Source organism: Balneola sp. (assembly GCA_002694685.1).
GTDB lineage: Bacteria > Bacteroidota > Rhodothermia > Balneolales > Balneolaceae > Gracilimonas.
In genome coordinates, this window is the sequence record NZMW01000011.1 from 23,427 (window position 1) to 42,852 (window position 19,426).

At 38.8% G+C, this 19,426-nt stretch carries 21 protein-coding genes; 10 read left to right on the plus strand and 11 right to left on the minus strand.

Going from position 1 to position 19,426, the window contains the following annotated elements:
• Window positions 1-3: 3 nt before the first annotated feature.
• From CL667_12485 to CL667_12500, 4 genes are all read right to left on the minus strand, one after another.
• Window positions 4-705 carry a hypothetical protein gene (locus CL667_12485; protein ID MAL18514.1) on the minus strand — a complete coding sequence of 234 codons (702 nt, stop codon included), beginning with the start codon at window positions 703-705 and terminating at the stop codon, window positions 4-6.
• Entirely contained in the window at window positions 702-1,886 is a 1,185-nt protein-coding gene (locus CL667_12490) for a restriction endonuclease (GenBank protein MAL18515.1), read from the minus strand. The genes CL667_12485 and CL667_12490 overlap by 4 nt, the downstream gene beginning before the upstream one ends.
• The gene (locus tag CL667_12495; GenBank protein MAL18516.1) at window positions 1,883-3,478 is read right to left on the minus strand and encodes a hypothetical protein; all 1,596 of its coding nucleotides are present in this window, start codon (window positions 3,476-3,478) and stop codon (window positions 1,883-1,885) included. Before CL667_12495 ends, CL667_12490 begins: the two co-directional genes overlap by 4 nt.
• Before the next feature lie 152 nt (window positions 3,479-3,630).
• The gene (locus tag CL667_12500; GenBank protein ID MAL18517.1) at window positions 3,631-3,831 is read right to left on the minus strand and encodes a hypothetical protein; all 201 of its coding nucleotides are present in this window, start codon (window positions 3,829-3,831) and stop codon (window positions 3,631-3,633) included.
• 57 nt (window positions 3,832-3,888) lie between these two features.
• Here CL667_12500 and CL667_12505 point away from each other — a divergent pair, with 57 nt between their 5' ends.
• Window positions 3,889-4,170: a hypothetical protein gene (locus tag CL667_12505; protein MAL18518.1), complete on the plus strand. Its 282-nt coding sequence runs from the start codon at window positions 3,889-3,891 to the stop codon at window positions 4,168-4,170.
• 51 nt (window positions 4,171-4,221) lie between these two features.
• Window positions 4,222-4,413 (plus strand): hypothetical protein, encoded by a 192-nt coding sequence (locus CL667_12510; GenBank protein ID MAL18519.1) that lies wholly within the window; start codon window positions 4,222-4,224, stop codon window positions 4,411-4,413.
• A gap of 21 nt (window positions 4,414-4,434) precedes the next feature.
• Here CL667_12510 and CL667_12515 read toward each other — a convergent pair whose 3' ends face one another.
• A complete protein-coding gene (locus CL667_12515) occupies window positions 4,435-5,298 on the minus strand; it encodes a hypothetical protein (GenBank protein ID MAL18520.1) in 864 nt (287 codons plus the stop codon).
• A gap of 565 nt (window positions 5,299-5,863) precedes the next feature.
• Between CL667_12515 and CL667_12520 the strand changes: the two genes are divergently transcribed.
• A complete protein-coding gene (locus CL667_12520; GenBank protein ID MAL18521.1) occupies window positions 5,864-6,292 on the plus strand; it encodes a hypothetical protein in 429 nt (142 codons plus the stop codon).
• Complete coding sequence (locus CL667_12525) at window positions 6,289-6,564, plus strand: hypothetical protein (protein MAL18522.1); 276 nt, start codon at window positions 6,289-6,291, stop codon at window positions 6,562-6,564. Before CL667_12520 ends, CL667_12525 begins: the two co-directional genes overlap by 4 nt.
• A 195-nt stretch (window positions 6,565-6,759) precedes the next feature.
• On the opposite strand, the gene CL667_12530 is transcribed toward CL667_12525, so the two are convergent.
• On the minus strand, window positions 6,760-7,179 hold the full coding sequence (locus CL667_12530) for a hypothetical protein (GenBank protein ID MAL18523.1): 420 nt from the start codon (window positions 7,177-7,179) through the stop codon (window positions 6,760-6,762).
• Between the two features lie 20 nt (window positions 7,180-7,199).
• On the opposite strand from CL667_12530, the gene CL667_12535 reads away from it, so the two are divergent.
• Together CL667_12535 and CL667_12540 are read left to right on the plus strand one after the other, a co-directional pair.
• Window positions 7,200-8,192: a hypothetical protein gene (locus tag CL667_12535; protein MAL18524.1), complete on the plus strand. Its 993-nt coding sequence runs from the start codon at window positions 7,200-7,202 to the stop codon at window positions 8,190-8,192.
• Between the two features lie 6 nt (window positions 8,193-8,198).
• Window positions 8,199-9,107 (plus strand): hypothetical protein, encoded by a 909-nt coding sequence (locus CL667_12540; GenBank protein MAL18525.1) that lies wholly within the window; start codon window positions 8,199-8,201, stop codon window positions 9,105-9,107.
• A 1-nt stretch (window position 9,108) separates the two neighbouring features.
• Here the strand turns inward: CL667_12540 and CL667_12545 are convergent, their stop codons facing one another.
• Entirely contained in the window at window positions 9,109-11,511 is a 2,403-nt protein-coding gene (locus CL667_12545) for a hypothetical protein (GenBank protein ID MAL18526.1), read from the minus strand.
• A gap of 2 nt (window positions 11,512-11,513) precedes the next feature.
• A complete protein-coding gene (locus CL667_12550; GenBank protein MAL18527.1) occupies window positions 11,514-12,488 on the minus strand; it encodes a hypothetical protein in 975 nt (324 codons plus the stop codon).
• Window positions 12,489-12,939: 451 nt separating this feature from the next.
• Here CL667_12550 and CL667_12555 point away from each other — a divergent pair, with 451 nt between their 5' ends.
• The 4 genes from CL667_12555 (at window position 12,940) to CL667_12570 (ending at window position 17,430) form a co-directional block, all read left to right on the plus strand.
• Window positions 12,940-14,217, plus strand: a complete 1,278-nt coding sequence (locus tag CL667_12555; protein ID MAL18528.1) for a hypothetical protein — start codon at window positions 12,940-12,942, stop codon at window positions 14,215-14,217.
• Window positions 14,218-14,394: 177 nt separating this feature from the next.
• Window positions 14,395-14,847: a hypothetical protein gene (locus CL667_12560; protein MAL18529.1), complete on the plus strand. Its 453-nt coding sequence runs from the start codon at window positions 14,395-14,397 to the stop codon at window positions 14,845-14,847.
• A 229-nt stretch (window positions 14,848-15,076) separates the two neighbouring features.
• On the plus strand, window positions 15,077-15,496 hold the full coding sequence (locus tag CL667_12565) for a hypothetical protein (GenBank protein ID MAL18530.1): 420 nt from the start codon (window positions 15,077-15,079) through the stop codon (window positions 15,494-15,496).
• A gap of 419 nt (window positions 15,497-15,915) precedes the next feature.
• On the plus strand, window positions 15,916-17,430 hold the full coding sequence (locus CL667_12570; protein MAL18531.1) for a hypothetical protein: 1,515 nt from the start codon (window positions 15,916-15,918) through the stop codon (window positions 17,428-17,430).
• Between the two features lie 72 nt (window positions 17,431-17,502).
• On the opposite strand, the gene CL667_12575 is transcribed toward CL667_12570, so the two are convergent.
• Genes CL667_12575 through CL667_12585 form a run of 3 tightly spaced genes read right to left on the minus strand, consistent with a single transcriptional unit; the run spans window position 17,503 to window position 19,361 of the window.
• Window positions 17,503-18,336: a fatty acid hydroxylase gene (locus CL667_12575; protein ID MAL18532.1), complete on the minus strand. Its 834-nt coding sequence runs from the start codon at window positions 18,334-18,336 to the stop codon at window positions 17,503-17,505.
• A gap of 24 nt (window positions 18,337-18,360) precedes the next feature.
• Window positions 18,361-18,789: a hypothetical protein gene (locus CL667_12580; GenBank protein ID MAL18533.1), complete on the minus strand. Its 429-nt coding sequence runs from the start codon at window positions 18,787-18,789 to the stop codon at window positions 18,361-18,363.
• The gene (locus tag CL667_12585; protein MAL18534.1) at window positions 18,786-19,361 is read right to left on the minus strand and encodes an SCO family protein; all 576 of its coding nucleotides are present in this window, start codon (window positions 19,359-19,361) and stop codon (window positions 18,786-18,788) included. Before CL667_12585 ends, CL667_12580 begins: the two co-directional genes overlap by 4 nt.
• Between the last annotated feature and the right edge of the window lie 65 nt (window positions 19,362-19,426).

Consider the following 19,426-nt stretch of genomic DNA (forward strand, 5'->3'; position numbering starts at 1 on the left):
CTGTCATTTATTTAATTTAACCTGGATAACATCATTTTCATTAATAACAATAGTATTTGGCTTGTCATTATTTTCTATTTCCTCGCATATATAATATTTGCCCCCCATATTAGATATCAATACATAGTCTTTAAAAACATCTTTAGAGTCTTTTAAGTAAAGATCTATTTTGTTTCCAAATACTCCTTTGGCAACACTTCTTGCAACTACATTAGCATAAATTTTAGTTGCCAAAATGGAGAGCATCAATAAAGCAATAGCTATAAAAAATTTTCCGTGGTTATCCTTTATTGCCTTACCTACTGCAAATATTCTATCCCTAATAATTATTTTTATAAAAATGTAGGTAATCAAAAGAGAAAAAATTATAACTATTCGAATCCATAAAGCATCTATAAAGGGTTGTACGCTAAATACTATTATTAAGAAGAGTAATAGTATTATTGGATGAAGAGAAATGCTTATGTCTTCTATGCTATTTATTCTTTTACCTGAATTGTCTAATACAATAATTATATACGCGAACATTATCACTAAACTTGACCAAGCTGAAAGAATAATATTCAAAAAAGAAATATTGAGTGCACTTTCAGGTATGCCAAAAAAACTGTAATAACTCTCCCAATATATCCAACCCATAAGGTATATATAACCAATACCTAAGCTTAGTAATATTGCCAAATCAAATTTTTTGTTTCCACTCATAAACTTTCAATTTCAATCTTCCCCGAAATCAACTTTGGCAAAAGTAAATCTCTGGTTTCCCGAAACTTTCTATTTTTATTTATAAGCGTATCGATTTCCTCATAAATAGGTTGTACAGTGCTATTAAACTGATCTATTATTCCTGATTTTGGTTTTTTTACCATTATACCGTGTAAGTTTTTAGAACTTATATTTGGCTGTGCAGCCCCATAGGCTAAATTGTTCATGATATCTTGATACTCTCTGCTCTTTAAGAGCTCATAAAAGTAATTAATAAGGTGTCTATATTTCTTTGTAAATACTTTGCCAACCCTTTGATTAGCATAGAAGGGCCCTTCTAATTTTGGCACTCGAACAACTCGACCAATGTATCCAGTCATTGTCAGTAAAACATCACCATTTTTTAGCTTAAATTTTTGACCTCTTTCAGGTATTGGACCTTCGTGATAATCAAGGCTGTCGATATCTAACCCATTATCAGTTACATTTTTAATTTTAATTATACCGAAAGCCCCATCATCTGATAAGTTTTTACTTTTAAATGCATATCCTGATTTAACCTTAAATAGGTCTCCAAGCTCTTTAACCTCCCACCCCTCAGGAATCTCCCCCAAATCCGTTCCGGAATCGACCAGAGCATCATTCTCGTGGCCGGGGTAGCGGTAGTGAACAAACCACTCGCGGTAAATGAGCCGGGCCATCTCTTCCAAAATCTCAATGCGCCGGGTGTTGTTTTCGATGAGGTCATCAAAAGTTGAGAGTATTGAAGCTATCTTTTGTTGGGTATTTAAGCCTGGAACTGATACCTGAAGTTTGTGTACATGATTTCTATTTAGCGTTGGGTTTGAAGCACCTACATCGTACTTCTCTAAATGAAGAGTTTTAAGGAAATAATAAATGAACAACGGATCATTACCATTAAACTTTTTAACCCATAAAGTTGTGTCATGTGGCCAGTAATTACTATCACTGTAGTGAACAGTTCCTAAAGATCCCTTCCGTCCAATAATTACACCTGGCCCCTTTACCTTATACTCATTATGATTATAGCTTACTCCAGAAGAAGATATGACATCATATGAACCTTCAACTCGTTCTTTTTTTGTAATATCAAAACCTCTTTGAAGTGTAATAACCTCGCCAAGCTTTTTGTTCTCCCAACTATTCATAACTTCTTTCATTCTAAGATTCTTTGAATATTCTGAGATATCTGATTCTCTAATTTTGAGGCATTAATATTCAAAAGCTCTAATTCTTCATACAACTCTTCCAGCCTGACTTTGAAATCAACATCATTTTCTTCTCGTTCTTTGACTCCCACATAACGACCTGGATTTAAACTCCATCCCTGAGCCTCAATTTCTTCCACTGTAGCCACTTTACACAAGCCGGGAATGTCTTCATACTTCCCATTCGGGAATAGCTCATTCATATTATCAGGTTGAGTAATGGCATTACCATTGGCCTCATATTCTATCCCTTCTTCGGCAGCCATAGGGATGGTCGCTTCCATTTCTTTGCCCCGGTAGCGCCGGACGATGCCTGAGATGAAATCAATCTGTTCCGGAGTATAATCGCGGTGGGCACGGTCAAGCTGCCGGTAGATATTCCGGGCATCAATAAAAAGCACTTTGTCTTCACGGTCGGTGCCTTTCTTTCCTTTATCCAGGAACCAAAGCGTACAGGGCAAGGTCACCGTATAGAAGAAGTTGGAGCTGATCGAGATGATTACATCCACCACGCCTTCCTCAATCATTTTCTTGCGGATCTCCTGCTCACTATGTCGGGCATCGGCTGCGGAGTTGGCCATTACAAAGCCGGCGCGTCCATTGTCGTTCAGGGCCGCATAAAACTCCTGCATCCACAGGTAGTTGGCATTATCGGTACTCGGCACTCCAAATGGGTAGCGGGGATCAGTTTCAATGGCTTCCTTATCCACCCCGCTTACATTAAAAGGTGGATTGGCCATCACATAATCAAACTTACCGACCACATCGTGAAGATTCTCATAATAGGTATTCCCTGCGCGGATGTCGCCCTCCAGTCCGTGGACGGCCAGGTTCATCTTACACAAGCGAACCGTGGCATCCACCTTTTCCTGTCCATAAATAGAAAGCACTTTGGAAGCTTCCTCCCGGTGGCGCTGACGAAACTTCTCACTTTGTATAAACATACCACCCGAACCACAGGCCGGGTCCAGGATCTTCCCGCCATAGGGCTCCATCACTTCCACAATCAATTTTACAAGAGATGTCGGGGTAAAGAACTCGCCGCCTTTTTGCCCCTCACTCATCGCAAACTTACCCAGAAAGTATTCATAGATCTGCCCGAATACATCTCCTTCAACTCCCATTGGAATGTTGGAAAAGGTTTTCAGCAAATCCTTCAGGATAGGGTTATCAAATCGTTTGTATCGCTTCGGCAGCACATCAGCCAGCTCCGGGTTTTCCCGTTCAATAGCTTCCATCGCATCGTTGATGGCCTTGCCAATGTCCTCACTTTCAGGCATCTCTAGGAGCTGATCATACCAGGCTTCTTCCGGGAGATACATAACACCCTCAGCTTTGTAGTCATCCGGTCCAATCGTGCGCCGGCCTGTGGCTTGCTGGGAAAGCTCATCGTGCACTGGCTTAAACCGGCTCCAGGCATACCGCAAAAAGATGAGCCCTAATACCGGATTCGAATATTCGTAGGAACTGAGAGATGAATTGGCCCGAAGACTATCTGCGGCACTCCATAAACGATTCTCCAACTGCTTGATGTCTGTACTCATGTACTGCTAATCCCCAAATTAAGATTATGGTGAAGTGTGGTTATTACAAGAACTTAAAATAGGGTAAAACTCATAAAAGGAAAGCAATAAATAGTGGTGGAGTGGGAGGGACTTGAACCCCCCCTGACCCTATATCTTGGAATAGTCCTACTTTAATGACTTGGTTGTCCCGAAAACGTTGGATCAGCTACCTGCCACTCCACTAGGGCCCCAACGAATAATCGTTCTATTTTAATTTTCCACTCAATCTTAATCTTACCAAACTTGGTCTTCATAACTTTACTCCATTTTATATTTAACTTTACAATTAAAGGGAGAATTAAGCAGATAACCGCTGTAAGCGGATCAACCAAACCTAGGTAGTACCATTGTCCTAAGTTCTCTAATAATTAAAACTAAATTTTGTTGAAATGAAAGTAATTGTCACCTCTGAAGAAGAGTTACAGGAAATGATCAATAGGGCAGTTGAAAAGACCTTTAAAGAATTACTTCCGAAAGCTATTCGTGAGGCCTCACGTAAAGAATGGCTTAATACTGATGATGTAATGGAGTATCTGGGTTGCAGCCGTAGAACTATTCAATATCTTCGTGATGAACGCAGAATCTCATTTACCCAAGACGGTCGTAAGATTCTTTACCATATTGATGATGTCAATGAATACTTAGAGAAAGGAAAGGTCCGGCGCTGGTAGAATGAAATCATTATCTTATACATACATAAACCAATCAAGTTAATAAGCAAAATGGCTAAAGTTACTTATAAAGGCATGTTACCAGACGATCACCCTGTTTATAAGGATGGTGGATACAATGTGATTACAGGGGGCAACTTGAATCCGCTTTGGGTCGAATCGATGAAGCGTCAGGGCAAGCTGACTACCAAACAAAGTGATGATTCTGCCTCAAAAGATAGGCTTGAAGAAGACGATAGTTAGTCTTCCCAATAGTTAATCAACTTAACTATCTGAAAATGCTCTTCTAGCTTGCGCCCAATAAAGTTGCTGATATTCTTTAGTTTTTTGGATGGCGTTAAAGCCAAGCACATCGTGAACAACAAATAACGGTAGTTGATATTTAAGAGCTACCGTAGTTGCAAATGTATACCTAGCAGTTTCAAACTTCAATTTAAATGGGATGCCGATCATCTTCTGTATCTCCTTTAAATCTTTACTTGTAGAAACACCTCCAATACCTGGAAATATCAAATTGCAATTTTTTGCCTTCCGATTATCATCATACTTATTGTCTATATCCATTAACTCTGGTAGGCAAGGAACTAATCGATTTTCAAAACTCTCTCCTCTTTTTAGGGAGAACCAATACAATTTATCTTTATAGATAACGTCTTCAAAACTTACTGATTTCAACTCTTCTAAGGACATCCCGGTGTAACAACTGTACAGAAATAGATCCCGTACCAGATCCGTATCTCCTTTTAAGTCCAACTTATGGAAGGCCTCTATCTGTTTTTCATTTAGGTAATTAATGCTCTTTTGATCTTTGGAGAATGAGAAGTATTGCGCCGGATCAACAGGTACACTAAACCCTCTATTCCTTGCATATCGAAATACCTTTCCCATCATCCACACATAGGTAACAGCTGAATTATTGGATAGATCATATTCTTCTCTTAGAAATGCATAAAACTCGTCAGCAAAGTCTTTTCCAATTTCGTTGAATTCCAGGTCTTCTTGTCTATACTTCGACTGAATGAAATTCCCTAACCTTTTCCTGATTGTCTTATTCTTCGTTAGCGTAGCTTTAGAGCCGGTAAGTGATTCATTATGGTTATCGAATTGTGCTAAGATGTAAGCTTTCATAATAGTTGTGTTTATTCATCCTTAAATGAGGATACACAACAAAAACTATAACTTCAACAAGTTAAATAATTTCAAATGTTTAGCGTGCTTTACAGATTTTCTTTCTATGCTTATAAGTGACGTCTTTATCCTTGTTTGTGAGGCATAACCGTGCCTTTTAGAACTATCAATTTAATTTGAGTGTCAAGCAGACTGTACAACTACGATTCAAAAAATATTATAGCCAAACAATCTTGAATCTTATCTCACATTGAAATAAAATAGAACTTATATTTGATCATTAATCAAAGAACAATTCTGTGTATAAAGTGAATCGTTGTTACTCCATTGTTATACAAAAATACAGTAGCACAAAAAATCACTTATTAGGTAACTTTAAAGCTAGATTTCGATCTATAGAGCGCTCGGCTGGGGGTCGAGAGGTCGCAAGTTCAAATCTTGTCGCCCCGACATATATAAAGCCTTTAAGTATCTTATATGATACTGAGGGCTTTTTTTATTTGTGGGCTCACAAGAACAATGACTCTTGTGTAAACATATAAAGCTGGTTTATCAAAAGAGGTAGGTGGTTGATCACTTTCACTTATTCAACCAATGTGGTTCAGAAGAGTCTTGGCGTATTCTCAAGCTATATCAGGAAAAAGGGTTTGTTACCGTACATGATTGGACAAAGATAGATTCAAAATATCAGCGTTCTACCTTCTTTTTTCAGAAGGATAAGAATCACATGGGATATATCTATGCAGCAACCAATTACCGACAAGAAACAGAATGGCTGTTAAAGATTGATCTGGATGAGTTCTTGTTTATGAATGACAAAAAAGAAAGTATCAAGGGCTGGTTAAAAAAGCTCAAGAAAGACTCTATTCGATCTATCCGCGTGCCTCGCATAGATTTTGGAAGTAATGGGCATGAAAAAATGCCAGAAGAAGGTGTATTAGAGAGTTATATCTGCACTTCGAATTACAAAGATATGGCTAACAAAACTATTTGAATGATAATAAACGATGTCTCTCTTCATATAAATGGACATGCTTATGGTTTTTTGGTGGAAAGTTTTATAAACCTGACCCATTAAAGAGTCTTCGAATCAATCATTACTACACAAAATCAAAAGAAGAATATTTAAATCGGCAGAACATTGCGTACGAACGAAAAGTAAGCGAGGAAAATTTTAGAGTAATCGAAGAACGAACGAATCAAGTAGTGGATAAATCTATGAATCATCATTTTCCCCTTGATTTACAAGCTCTGTACTCCGATTAATCACCGAAATCTGAAAAGAAGTCACCACGGACCCATTCAAGATACAAGCGAAAATCATCCGATTTAGAGTACCAATCAAGAGCTAAGCTAAAAATCTGGTCCTTACGTTCTGTAATATTTCCATCATCATTAACTTGGCTAGCTCGGAAAAAATCAAATCGATTCAATAAAACCGAGTTTTGACCTGTATAAAAATTAGTTTGTAGAACTTTTAGTTTCTAGTCCGGATATAGATTGAAGGTCTTTAGCGATCTGATATCCCCTCCTTATATCAAATATTGTATCATTATGATCTTTTAGTTTTTGATAGATATAACTTATTGTCCCCACCTGTAATAAGTCAATGTTACTTATTCGTGTTGCAGTAATATGTGTACAATCCTTTATGGAGTGGTCGATTAAGCTATTTCTCCCCCACCACGGAATTCTCACACTGCCAGTTATATGCTCTATCTTACAATCAAACTTTCTTTCAAGGCTTGATTTGGTTAAGCTTGGTGCAAATACAATTACCTTGTGATTTTTTCGGACCAGTTCATTACTTAATTGCGTAACATGAGTCTGTACTCCTCCCGGAATTGATAAATCGTAAGGGCACACCTGAATGATATTCATATTTAAACTACGCCAATAATATGTGTGTAAATTACGCTGCCAATGAAATTCGTGTTTTTACGGATAGCGATCATTTTTTTGAGCAGCTTACCACCGACGTTCAAAATGCTAAGCAATCGGTGCGTATCCAATGCATGAGTTTTGAAGCCGATCAGGTTGGCGTCAAACTTATTGAATTGCTCGGCAGTAAGCCAACCATCGAGCGCATTTTATTGATTGACCATTATTCACGCTTTGTTGTTAATGATACCTTTTTAAATGCACCTCAAGGCTGGATGAATAAAGACAATGCCCGCGAAGAACGTAAGGACCTAGACAAGCTTATTCAACGAGCAAAAAAAATGGGCCTTCGTATTAAATTTACTAACCCCATGGGGTTTTTAATGCATCGCTACCCTGCCCGAAACCATAAGAAAATGATCCTCATTGATGAGGATGTATCCTATGTGGGAGGCATGAATTTTACAGAGCATAATTTTCTTTGGAGTGACATGATGGTACGGCAAGAAAACCCGGATATTAATGCTGCTTTAAACGTCTCCTTCATGGCTGACTTAAATGAGACCGAGCCAGAGCCTATTATAGACGTTAATGATGATGTGACCCTTTACACGTTAAATGGATGGAAGACCAAGGCAGTGTTCGGAGACTTAATAAACCGAATAAAATCCAGTAATAAAGTCATCGCCATATCACCTTATATCTCCTACCCAATGCTGGATGCAATTGCTTCGGTAGAGGATAACACCGTAATCCTTCCTAAGAATAATAATAAACCGATTATTCAGTTTTTGCATGGCCTGGAGCGTTATTCGGAAATTAATTTTAAATACGTTCCAGGCAAAATGCTTCACGCAAAATTGCTTATTTTGGACGACCAAACAGCGGTCTATGGATCTTCAAATTTTGACTTGATAAGTTACTTTTTTGAGAAAGAAGTAGTTTTGGTCCACAAAAATGAAAATCTGATAAAACAACTATCAACGTTCACGTCAGAACTAATTAATAAATAACCACGGATGTCTTCAAAGGGTTTTTTCAGTAATTACGATAACTCTATAAAAAATCGAGTTGTTGAGGAAGGTTATGACCTCTACTTCAGCCGGCCTTGTGGTTTTGTACTAGCTAAGTTTTTCCATAAGCTACATTTTACTCCTACAAATATTTCCGTTTTAGGGATGTTGATAGGGGTGGCTGGAGGGACTTTACTCTACTGGCAAGATGTTTTGATGTACACATCTATTGGGTTTGTACTGGTTACTTTTGCAGGTTTAATGGACAGTGCTGATGGACAAGCTGCCCGTTTATACGATCAACGATCGGAAATGGGAAAGTACCTTGATTTCTTTAATGACATGCTGGTATTTATCAGCTGTTATCTCGCAGGAGCACTTTATTTTGCTGACACATATACCCTTGCAGGTATCTTAGCTATCGGTTTTGCTTCCGGATACGTACACAGCATTAAATCTAACCTCTATGAATATTACAAAGGGGAGTTTTTACATTTCAGCCTCACCGATTCCAAGCACCGAAACCCTCCCGTTGATGACATTAAAGACAATTTTGACAGATCTTCAACTCTTCTTCGACGAGTTACTTATCCAGTCCTGATTAACTATGTACAGCTTCAAAACAAGATTAAGTTCAGAAGCGATGAGGTCACCGAGGCTTTTGAACGTGCAAGGAAAAAAGATCCTCAAAAATTCAAAGAAGTTTATCAGCGGCACTGTCGTAAAATGCTAGCGGGCTGGGCTTGGGTTTGTGGGTCAAACATCATGAGAAACGGAATACTGGTTTCCAGTTTATTTGGAAGGTTTGACATCTATCTAATCGCAAATATTGCCTCTTATGGACTTTACTTATTGGTGGGTAAGAAGCAAAACCAAGTAGATCAAAGAATCCTTACAGAAATTAAAGATTGGTAGCTCACCTCTTAAGAAGAAAAGTCTGAACTAATAAGGACGTAATATAAGTTGCCAGAAGGGTTGTTGTTATCCCTGTAATGGCCAAGATACCCACCGACTCCATTCCAGGGTGATCAATAAACAGCAGACCAATAAATCCCAGGATTGTTGTTACTGAGCAAGCGGCTAAAACAGGGAACCTGCTTGAAAGAAAATACTCCAAAAACGACGCCCTTTTATTTATGAGAGCATCTACAAGATGTATTCCATTATCAGCCCCAACACCTATTATTATAGGAAATACAATCACGTTATATAAATTAATATCGAACATATAAACTGACCGAACTGCTAGCATCATTGCAATGGTAAGTAATAGCGGTGTTGCCGCAAGCAGTGCTCTCAGAACAGATCGATAGTACAAAATTAAGATCATCAAAATTGTAATCAGTGGAACCACAAAAAGAAAGGTCGACTCCTGTATCAAAAGCTCTAAAATACTGGATGCAATCATCTGAGTGCTTGCTGCATAAAATGTTTTGCCCGATTCTACTGAAATTGCTCCTGAACTTTTCCTGAATTGAATGGAAGCTTGCCCATTTGATAAACTCATGGCAGAGTACACAACAACGAGTGGCGCCATACTTCCATCTTTATAAAAAAATCTGTTCTTAATGTATTTAGGCAAACCTTCAATGGTAGGCGGTACCGAATTTTGGGCTAGATCAATAAACTCTTTAACATCAGAACTAACATTAGCTAAAAACTCTTCATTTACAGCCAACAACTGTTTTATTGAATCCACTTTTTGAGCTTTCATACTGAGTTCCTCGTCACCTGTAGGATAACGAGCTGAGAAAGATTCTACCGTTTCAATATCCTGATATTTCTTACCTATTCCGGCTTTTATCTCATTAAATAAAGCCTTTGACTCTCTCACATTATCGGTTACAAAAAATGTGGGGTCATGGTAACTCTCACCGGTTTCGATTTGGGTTTTCAATTCATCGAAAGATGTCCTGCTGGATTCCGGTTCTAACTCCGAAAAATTAAAGTTAAAACTCAAAGATTGAGCACCAATAAATCCTCCAACACTTATTAGAAGTAAAAATACGGGTAACCCTATTTTACGGGCTTGTCTACTGATTCCGGACGATGAAGTATTTAGCCAGAGGGTGGCTTGGTCTTTTACCGAACTACTTTTTAGAATAGAAGGTGAAAACAGTAAAAACAGATACGTCGATAGTAAGTTTACAATAATATTGATAAAGAAAATGATGCCAAACTGAATGAAGCCTTCAAACTCAGCAAATATCAGGCTCATAATAGCCAGTCCGGTGGTCAGGCAGCTTAACAAAATGGGCTTCGTTGACGAGAAATAAGAACGAACTATGCTGCTCAGTGAGGATGTATCTAGAGGATATTGCTTATTGATAGAGTAAAGATGCAGTATATAATCCAGATTTATTCCGAAGAGGATGCTGAAAATTATACCCGTGAATACATTGATCTCATTAAAAATAAAGGACGAGAACCCAATTGAAATGATAAAACCGGAAAATAGCACGAAGAACACGAGCAGAATATCTACAATCACATACCGGATTTTATAGCCGGTGTTTTGGTTCACCAGAACCATATATGCAATTAGAAAGCCAACAAGGCTAAAAATACCAATGATTAATGCCTTTGCAATCGTACTCTGCACATCATTAATTTTGTAATAGTGATCTACATAAGAACCTCCCCAATATAACTCCAGATTATTGAAATTTGCTTCCAGTTCATTTTTCTGCCGCTGTAATAGCTGATATGTATTTTTCACCTTATTGTAGTCGCTCTTAGGAAAATCCGCAAGAAATAATATGCTAATCACGGTACTGTCCTCATTCATATTGTACCGGCGTGTACTTGCCACTTCTTCAAGCAGTACTGAAGAGTTTGAGGCTGTTTCGAGCGAAGTCTCTGGTGTGGCGTTTTCATCTTCATCAAAGTTAACATAAAGTGGATTAGCCTCTAGCTTTTGTTGAGTTACGTAGTTACTAATCTCAATGTAAAGGCTATCAAGTTCTGGTTCCGTCATTAGAAACAAGGCAGACTTGCGGATATCAAACAAGTCATTTTCCAACTCTGCGCTTCTAAATACTGGCTTACTTTTATTACTTAATTCTAGCAGGGAGTCCTTGATAGCATGTGACGATGGAACAACTGATTGACCATTTTTGGAACTAATAATGAGCGTAAATCCACCTTCGCTAGAATTTAATTGTTCAAGTTTTTTGTAGGTATTTAGGTGAGGATTATCTGCCGGTAATAGAGCAATGAGCTCGCCGTTGAACTCGAGGTTTAAACTTCGATTAAGTAAGTAGGCGAATGCAACTGAGTAAACAAAAAGAAATAGGAAAAGTAATTTTTGGTGCTTCATTACTAGCTATATGGTTTAAGGTAAGAGCAAATTTCTGAGACCACTCGCTCAACATCCTCCTTATATAAGTCCCCTATTACTGCCATACGGAAAGTATCAGATTCCGGGATTACGCCCGGATAAATCGTGATATCTTTTTTGTACAAATAATCATGAAAATGGTCGAAGCCTTTTGGCAACACCTTATTTAGCTTAATAGCCATCAAAATTCTGGATTGTTGTCCATCAGGTAAATAGAAATTAAATCCAAGATCGCTAAGCCCATCACATAGCACCTGCCAGTTTTCTCTGTACCGATTCCACCAAGAATGGATCGTTTCTTCGAGCGTTTCTTCAATTGCCTGCATAAAAGCATAGCTAACCTGAACGGGCGGAGTAAACCTAAGCTGCTTTTTCTCTTTTAAATACTTCCACTGCTTATACAAATCAAAGTAGAAGTTTCGGGAATTTTGCTTCAGTTCCGGCAATAGTTCTTTACGGAAAATCACGAACGACAGCTCGGCCACCCCTTGAATGCACTTATTGGATGAAGCGGCTAAATACCCAATATTCAGCTTATCTAAATCCATAGGATAAGCACCAAAAGAACTCATAGCATCCACAATCAACGTCACATCAAAATCACTGCATAATTCGGAAATTTCTTCTATGGGATTCATCATTCCTGTTGAGGTTTCATGATGAATCATAGCCAAGTGGGTAAAGTCACCATTTTCTAACCTTTCTTTAATCAGTTTTGGATCCGGATAGTCACCAAAATCGCAAATAGTCTCATGAGGAAGTTCATATGATTCACAAATCTGTTTCATTCGAATGCCATACCCCCCATTTGTAACAATAAGAGCTTTTTTCGTTTTATTGAGTGAAGAATTCAGTATAGCCTCCGCTGCGCCGGTTCCACTAACAGCAAATATGGCACACTCGTATTCTTTGTGACCATTTCCGATAGTTAGAAGGCCACTCAAAATGTCTTGCATAGGAGTTCCAAAATCTTCTTTTCTTGGACATTAATCATTTAATAATAATACTTTTTAATGTTGAATCGGGTTTTGGGTTTGGTAATATTTTTTCAACGAATATTTACTAATTTCTACGCTTAAAGCTAGGGAAGTATGACGTAAATTCGCAGTTTCATTTTAATTAATCCCTTTCGGTTCCTTTGCTTTTATATGTGTTAACGCTGAAGTATTCCTTGTTTTTTCTTCCGCATATTCAATGTGTGCTACTAATGCTTTATTCTAACCTCACATATTATTACTAACTGTTTTGTTTTGCGCAGACTCTCATAACTCATTGAGCATTCAGCTAGTTTATTCTCTTGACTTTCTTATATTATCAGCGCTACTGAAAATTTTTTTGATTACATATTTGTATCATTTAAGGGTTCGGGAACTCAGATTAGCTTAAAAATTTAAAAGGGTATCGGGTATGAAGACCACCATACAGTCAATTAATGGAGACCAGCTTAACCTACTGATGGCTTTAGTAGGTAAAATGAATTCTAACCTTAAGCTGGAAACCCTTTTGTTGGATATTATGGATTCAACAAAAATCATAATGGACAGCCAGGCAAGCTCCTTATTTCTACTATCCGATGATAAAACTAGACTGACCTTAACAGTACCTACAGGTCCTGCAACAGCTGAAGTATCCGGAAAAAGCATTCCTTCTAATCAGGGACTTAGTGGATGGGTTGCACAGAATCGAGAGCCAGTTCTTGTCAAGGATGTTCAGAATGATGAACGCTTTGAAGGGGAACTAAGTGAGTCTACATCATTCGTTACTAACGATTTGATTTGTGTCCCTCTCATCAATAATGAGGATGAAGTAATCGGTGTTCTGCAGGCTATAAATCGGAAAGACGACAAAGAATTTACTGACGATTTAATACCCGTTTTTCAGACTCTAGCCAATCAAGCTGCTATTGCAATCGAGAATGCGAAACTTCAGGAAGAGAGATTAGAAAAAGAATTAATTCATAAAGAGCTGGAAGTTGCACGAACTATTCAGTCCGGGTTCTGGCCTAAGGAAGTACCTAATATCCCAAATTATCGAGTGGCTGGGTGTAGTAAGCCCGCCAAGAGTGTAGGTGGTGATTATTATGACTACATCCCTATTCCAAATACAAGCCGTTGGGGTTTTACCGTGGCCGATGTTACCGGAAAAGGTGTTCCGGCTTCATTATTAATGGCCACTATGCGTGCCTCACTTCGCTCCCATGTGGAGAATAATAATAATGTTAGTGATTCCGTCAATAGAGTGAATAAACTGATTTTTGAAGACTCCCCTATTGATAAGTTTATCACGGCTGTATACGGAGAGCTTGATACCGAGAATCATGTTTTTAATTATGTGAATGCAGGCCATAATAACCCCTACCTTCTTAATGTACATTATAACAAATTGACTCAGCTTGAAGTTGGTGGCGTTATGCTGGGCATCATGGATCCTGTAGATTTTACCGGAGACTCCATTACCATGGAAGCCGGCGAGAAATTAATCCTTTTTTCTGACGGTATTCCGGAAGCCCGAAATGTTGAGGGTGACTTTTTTACCGATGAAGCTTTTGAAGAATGGTTGCTCGATCATAAATCACTGACTCCTTCTCAGATGATGATGAATCTCCTAAAAACCATTGATAATTTCAGTAGAGGTCAGGCACAAAGCGATGATATTACGATTATCATTATAGAACGAGTTGAGTAATACGCCATTCATTTACTTCTTTCGTTTCCTACCTATCAACAATTACAAAATAGCCTGAAATAATTTGTAACAATCTAACTCCTCGGAACTTTTACTATGAGTAGAAGTATCTTTAGATAGAGTAGTCTAATTATGTATATCATCAACAGTAAGCGACAAATTGAACGCATCAGAGATATGGTTCCCGTCCGTAAGGATATGGAAACTTTTGAGGTGTTTTATCACGACCCGTCAACAGGTGAACTCTGGAAGAGTTTTTTCCCGCGTGGCTTTAAAGAGCACCAAGGACCAAAACTTCTCCGCCCCGAACCCCTTCCTGACAACCTTGAACTTCAACTAGAAATCTGCCTCAATAGTCCAGATGATTCAGATGCAATCGGCTTAGGTATTGAATGTTCCATAAAGCCAGAAAAATGGAAGCTCATCTTAAACCTTCTTGATAAAAACAGAAAACGATATCTTCGAAGCCACCTAAATACATTTATCAAACACCTTGGGGTATTAAACCCAGTAGAATCCTTAAAAGAAATTGAAACCGACCCTTCCTCGATAGGCCTTGATGAAAGTACACTTAACAGTTTCAGAAAGAAGGCCCGCATCATTAAAGTAAAGCGCTTCTTTAGAATATAGCCTACCCTGACTTTCCCTTTTATTTACCCATCCTAAGTTCTAAATCAGCTAAGAAAAGCTAAACATTAAAATCCTTTAATATTCTAATAGTTGTAAAAACAGCCTTTATAGCTATTTGAGCCCTCTTTTTTAGACTAATGGAAGAGAATTACTACATTTATAAACATTAGAGTTTTTTAATATTAAAGAAATTTAATATTTTGTGGATGAATTAAAGAAACACCTCTTAATGAAAACAGCTTTATACATAGTGGCCTTATTGGTTTCAGGAATCGGGTTCTCAGCACAAGCTCAGACTACTGCTGTTATGCAGGCCAGAGTTGAAGTTGTAAGCGGCGCAGGATTCACTTCCGTCGAAGATGCCATTATTGACCTGAGTACTTTGGCGTTAGAACAGAATAATACGGTGAAAGCAGGCGCTTTTTCTTTAGTTGCTGCCCCCGGAACTGATGTAAATGTCAGCGTCATTAACTCGAATTCTTTAAGAAATGAAAACGGTGAAGCAATCAACCTTGATTCGCTCTCCATTAATCAAGTCTCTAATGACAAAGGCGAACACAACATTTCAGTAAATGGCTTAGTTAAAAACTCACAAAACCTGAAGGGCCACTTTCAGGGCCAGATAACCGCCGTTGTAGAGTACCTCTAAACCACCTTTCCCACTACTCATTTCTTTTCCACTTGTCCCACTTCTCTATAGAATAGCTAAGGTCACATTAGCTACACCCCTTTTTAATTCCAATCCAAGACTTTATTCGATTCGTATTTTCTCTTGCCGAGATTAAGAGATTGGCAAATTATACTCCGAATAACTCAATAAAGCCTTGGTTTTGATAGATCAAGGCTTTTTTATTTCCTCCTCCCTTAATAGAAACCTACCACACCCGGCATCTTTTCTCCATTTCTAGTCAATGCCTATTTCAACCCTTCTTAGTAGTCAGTTATTGAAAATATTCGGACCAAAAGGCATACGATTTTAAGAAAAATCAGAAATCAACAATCTGATTGAAAACTCACCTCGTATTCAAAACCAGACTAGAAATAAAAAATCATCAAGTAACAATTATTATGAAATCATTAAATAAATTATTCATCATTTTGGCTGCTGTCGGACTTTCCTTCACAGCCTGCGACAATAATAACTCCTCAGGAGAAAACGATGGCGATATTCCATCGGTAGCTGTTAATACCCAGGGCACCTCCAGCGGTAACCAAGTAGTCATTTCTAATGTAGTATCCCCAGAAAATGGCTGGATTGTAATTCACCGCTCTAATGCTGACGGTAACGGACCTCAGGTTCCTGAAATTATCGGAAAAGCTATGGTTGAAGCCGGTACAAACACTGACGTTTCTATTCAATTAGAAGAAGGCGTACAGAATAATGAAACCCTCTGGGCTATGCTTCACGAGGATACCGGAACAATCGGCGAATACGAATTTGACGGAAGCAGTGGGCTAGACCTTCCTGTAACCCTCAATGACGAAATCGTCATGACTTCGTTTTCTATCTCTCAAACCGATCCTTCAATAACATCAATGGATCAGGTTAACAGAGGGAATATCTTTAGAATCACATCGGTATCAGCCGCAGAAGATGGCTGGATTGTAATTCATGGTCCAAATGCTAATAATGACGGACCACAGATCCCTGAAATTATTGGTAAAGCTCCAGTTACAGCCGGTGTAAATGAGAACGTTGAAATTGTTCTTAATGAAGGAGCTGAAGTCTCTACCGGTGATAACCTTTTCCCAATGCTCCATTATGATACGGGAACAATTGGCGAGTATGAATTTGACGGTAATAGCGGATTAGATTTACCAGTAATCACTCCCGCCGGCGATATTGTACTTACTTCGTTTGAAGTGATTGAAAACATGTCCACAATAACAGCTGAGGACCAAATGGTTATGGACAACTCCATTTCTGTTGATGTTGAGTCTGACACTGATGGGTGGATTGTAGTTCATGCATCTAATGCTAACAACGACGGACCGCAGATACCTGAAATTATTGGTAAAGCTCCTATTTCAGAAGGAATGAATACCGACGTTCAAATTACTTTTAATGAAGGTGTAGTAGTAGAAGATGGAGATGTTCTTTACCCAATGGCGCACTATGACACCGGTGTTATTGGTGAGTATGAATTTGACGGAGCCGGCCCACATGACCAACCGGTTATCACCGCAAACGGAATTCTTTTAACCAGTATTACTGTGAGTGGTTCCGCTTCCCCAGCCGTAATGGTCGAAAATCAAACTGCTGAAGATGGAATGATTACCATTTCAGAAACTATGACTAACCAAATAGGTTTTGTAGTGCTTCACAGAGATACAGGCAGCGACAGCCCTGTTGTGCCCGCAAGCATTGGACACGGTCAGGTTTACACAGGCGCCAATAATGATTTGGTAATTGAGCTTGACGAAGGAGAGACCGTAGAGTCAGGAGAAAAAGTATGGGCGATGTTGCACATCGATAATGGAACAATCGGGTCTTACGATTTCGATGGTTCTGAAGGATCAGACGATCCCCCCGTATTTGACGAAATGCAAAACATAGTAATGGTTCAGTTTACGATAGAGTAATCTGATTGGTTAAGTGGTTGAGGCTGTCGGGTGTTCCCCGGCAGCCTTTTTTATTTGTATGAAATAAAAGCGTCACTCTTCTTTCTTCCCTTCTCTAAACGGCATGGAAAACATTCCTTTCACCTGCTGATCTTCTTCTGAATCAAATTCATCCAGACCCATTTTAATTGTTTCTAAAGGATCATGTAGACGAAATGTGCTCCAAATCCGATCCCAAAAAGAAAAAATGGTACTGTAGTTTGAATCCGTTTCCGGCTGCCACCGAGAGTGATGAACTTTATGCATATGCGGGGTCACAATCACCCATCTTAAAATAGAATCCATCTTGCCAGGGAGGTTGATGTTAGCATGATGAAACTGAACAACGATAGCTACCAAAATTCCATAAATCAGCAATTCCCACAGGTACAATCCAGTGATGATAATGATTGGAATTCTCAATATTGAAGAGAACAAAATCTCACCTGTGTGAAACCTCGTTGCTGTAGAAACATCCATATTGGGATCTGAATGATGAACCCGATGAAACCTCCATAGAAAGGGTATTCGGTGATTCATCCGGTGCCAGGCGTACATCCAGATATCAAATATAAGTACCGCAACTACTACCCTTGGCCATCCAGCGAAAGCGGGAAATGAGCTTTCCAGCCAGTTTAGTAACCCGAAATTATGATTATCAGCCCATGTAGATGCCCATAGCCAAAGCCCTACAAATATCAGGGCATTCATAAGCGCATTTACCACTCCCAAACTGATGTTAGCCAAAAAATGTCGCCCTCGGTTTTTGAAGGATCCTTTAAAAAAATCAAAAAAGGGGTGAATGCTCTCTATCAAGAATAGAATAACAAGACCAACAAAAGCGACCAAAACCTGAGTTTGTTCTACAGCGCTCACTAATTCTTGCATCGCGTATCCTCTATTTGTTCAAACCTATTGAAGTACCGGTAGTTTTTTATCAACTACTCCGGCGTTTGAAAAATTCAACCCTAACTGAACAGAATCACCCAGAGCAAGTTCCCGGTTTGTATTCATGAGCATAACGTGGAGTCCGCCTTGCCTGAAACGCAACTCCTCACCGGGCTGAACTATAACTTCTTTTTGCTCCCTCATCCCCATCATCCCATCTTCTGTTTCATATGATTCGTGAACCTGAGCCATTGCTGCAAAATCAGCCTGTATTGCAATCAAGGTATCGGCTTTTTCTAATGGATTGGTATAAACAAAATAAGCTGCTGTTGTGCCTCCTAAAGCTGCTGGGCGAACCCGCTCAGTAATTTGATTTTCTTGGGGAACAGGCTTGTCATTAGAACAAGCTGTCAGAAACATTCCTGCCACTATAACTAATACTGCTTTTCTCATCGTACTTTATTTAAATCTTCAACGACTAAAGAAGGGATCATTTTTTGGCTGCCGCCATACTCAAAAATCACCCTTGCTTGTTTATCAAGAACCATGATTTTGTCTGAGTGATTGATAAAATACAACTTCTCTCCACTCTCGGTTTCTCGTGATAACGAAATCTGGCTGCGAACACGAGCACTGTCCATCAGTGCAAAAACTTCGGTGGAGTCTCCCGTTAGAAAGGTGAAGTTTTTATCCACGCCAAATGCATTTCCATATTTTTTTAATGCTGATGGGGTGTCTCTGTTTGGATCAAAAGTAGCTGCTATAAACTGAACATCCTCCGGGTAGTTCAGGTCTTTTTGGATCTTTACCAGGTTCTGTGTTATCAATGAGCATATATCCGGGCAATTGGTATATATAAATCCCATCACCACATAATCGCCTTCAAAATCATCGGGGAAGGTAACGCTGTTACTATCTGCATCTACCAACTTGAAAGAAGCGTCTCCCATATCTTCAATTACATCCGGGTTATTTCCGCAGGCAATTACTAAAAAGGGTAATGCTAATAAAAGTAGTTTCTTCATTCTTGGTATTTTTTCAAAGTTTGTTGAAGATAATCATTAATTCTTATGATCATTAAAGTCGCTAA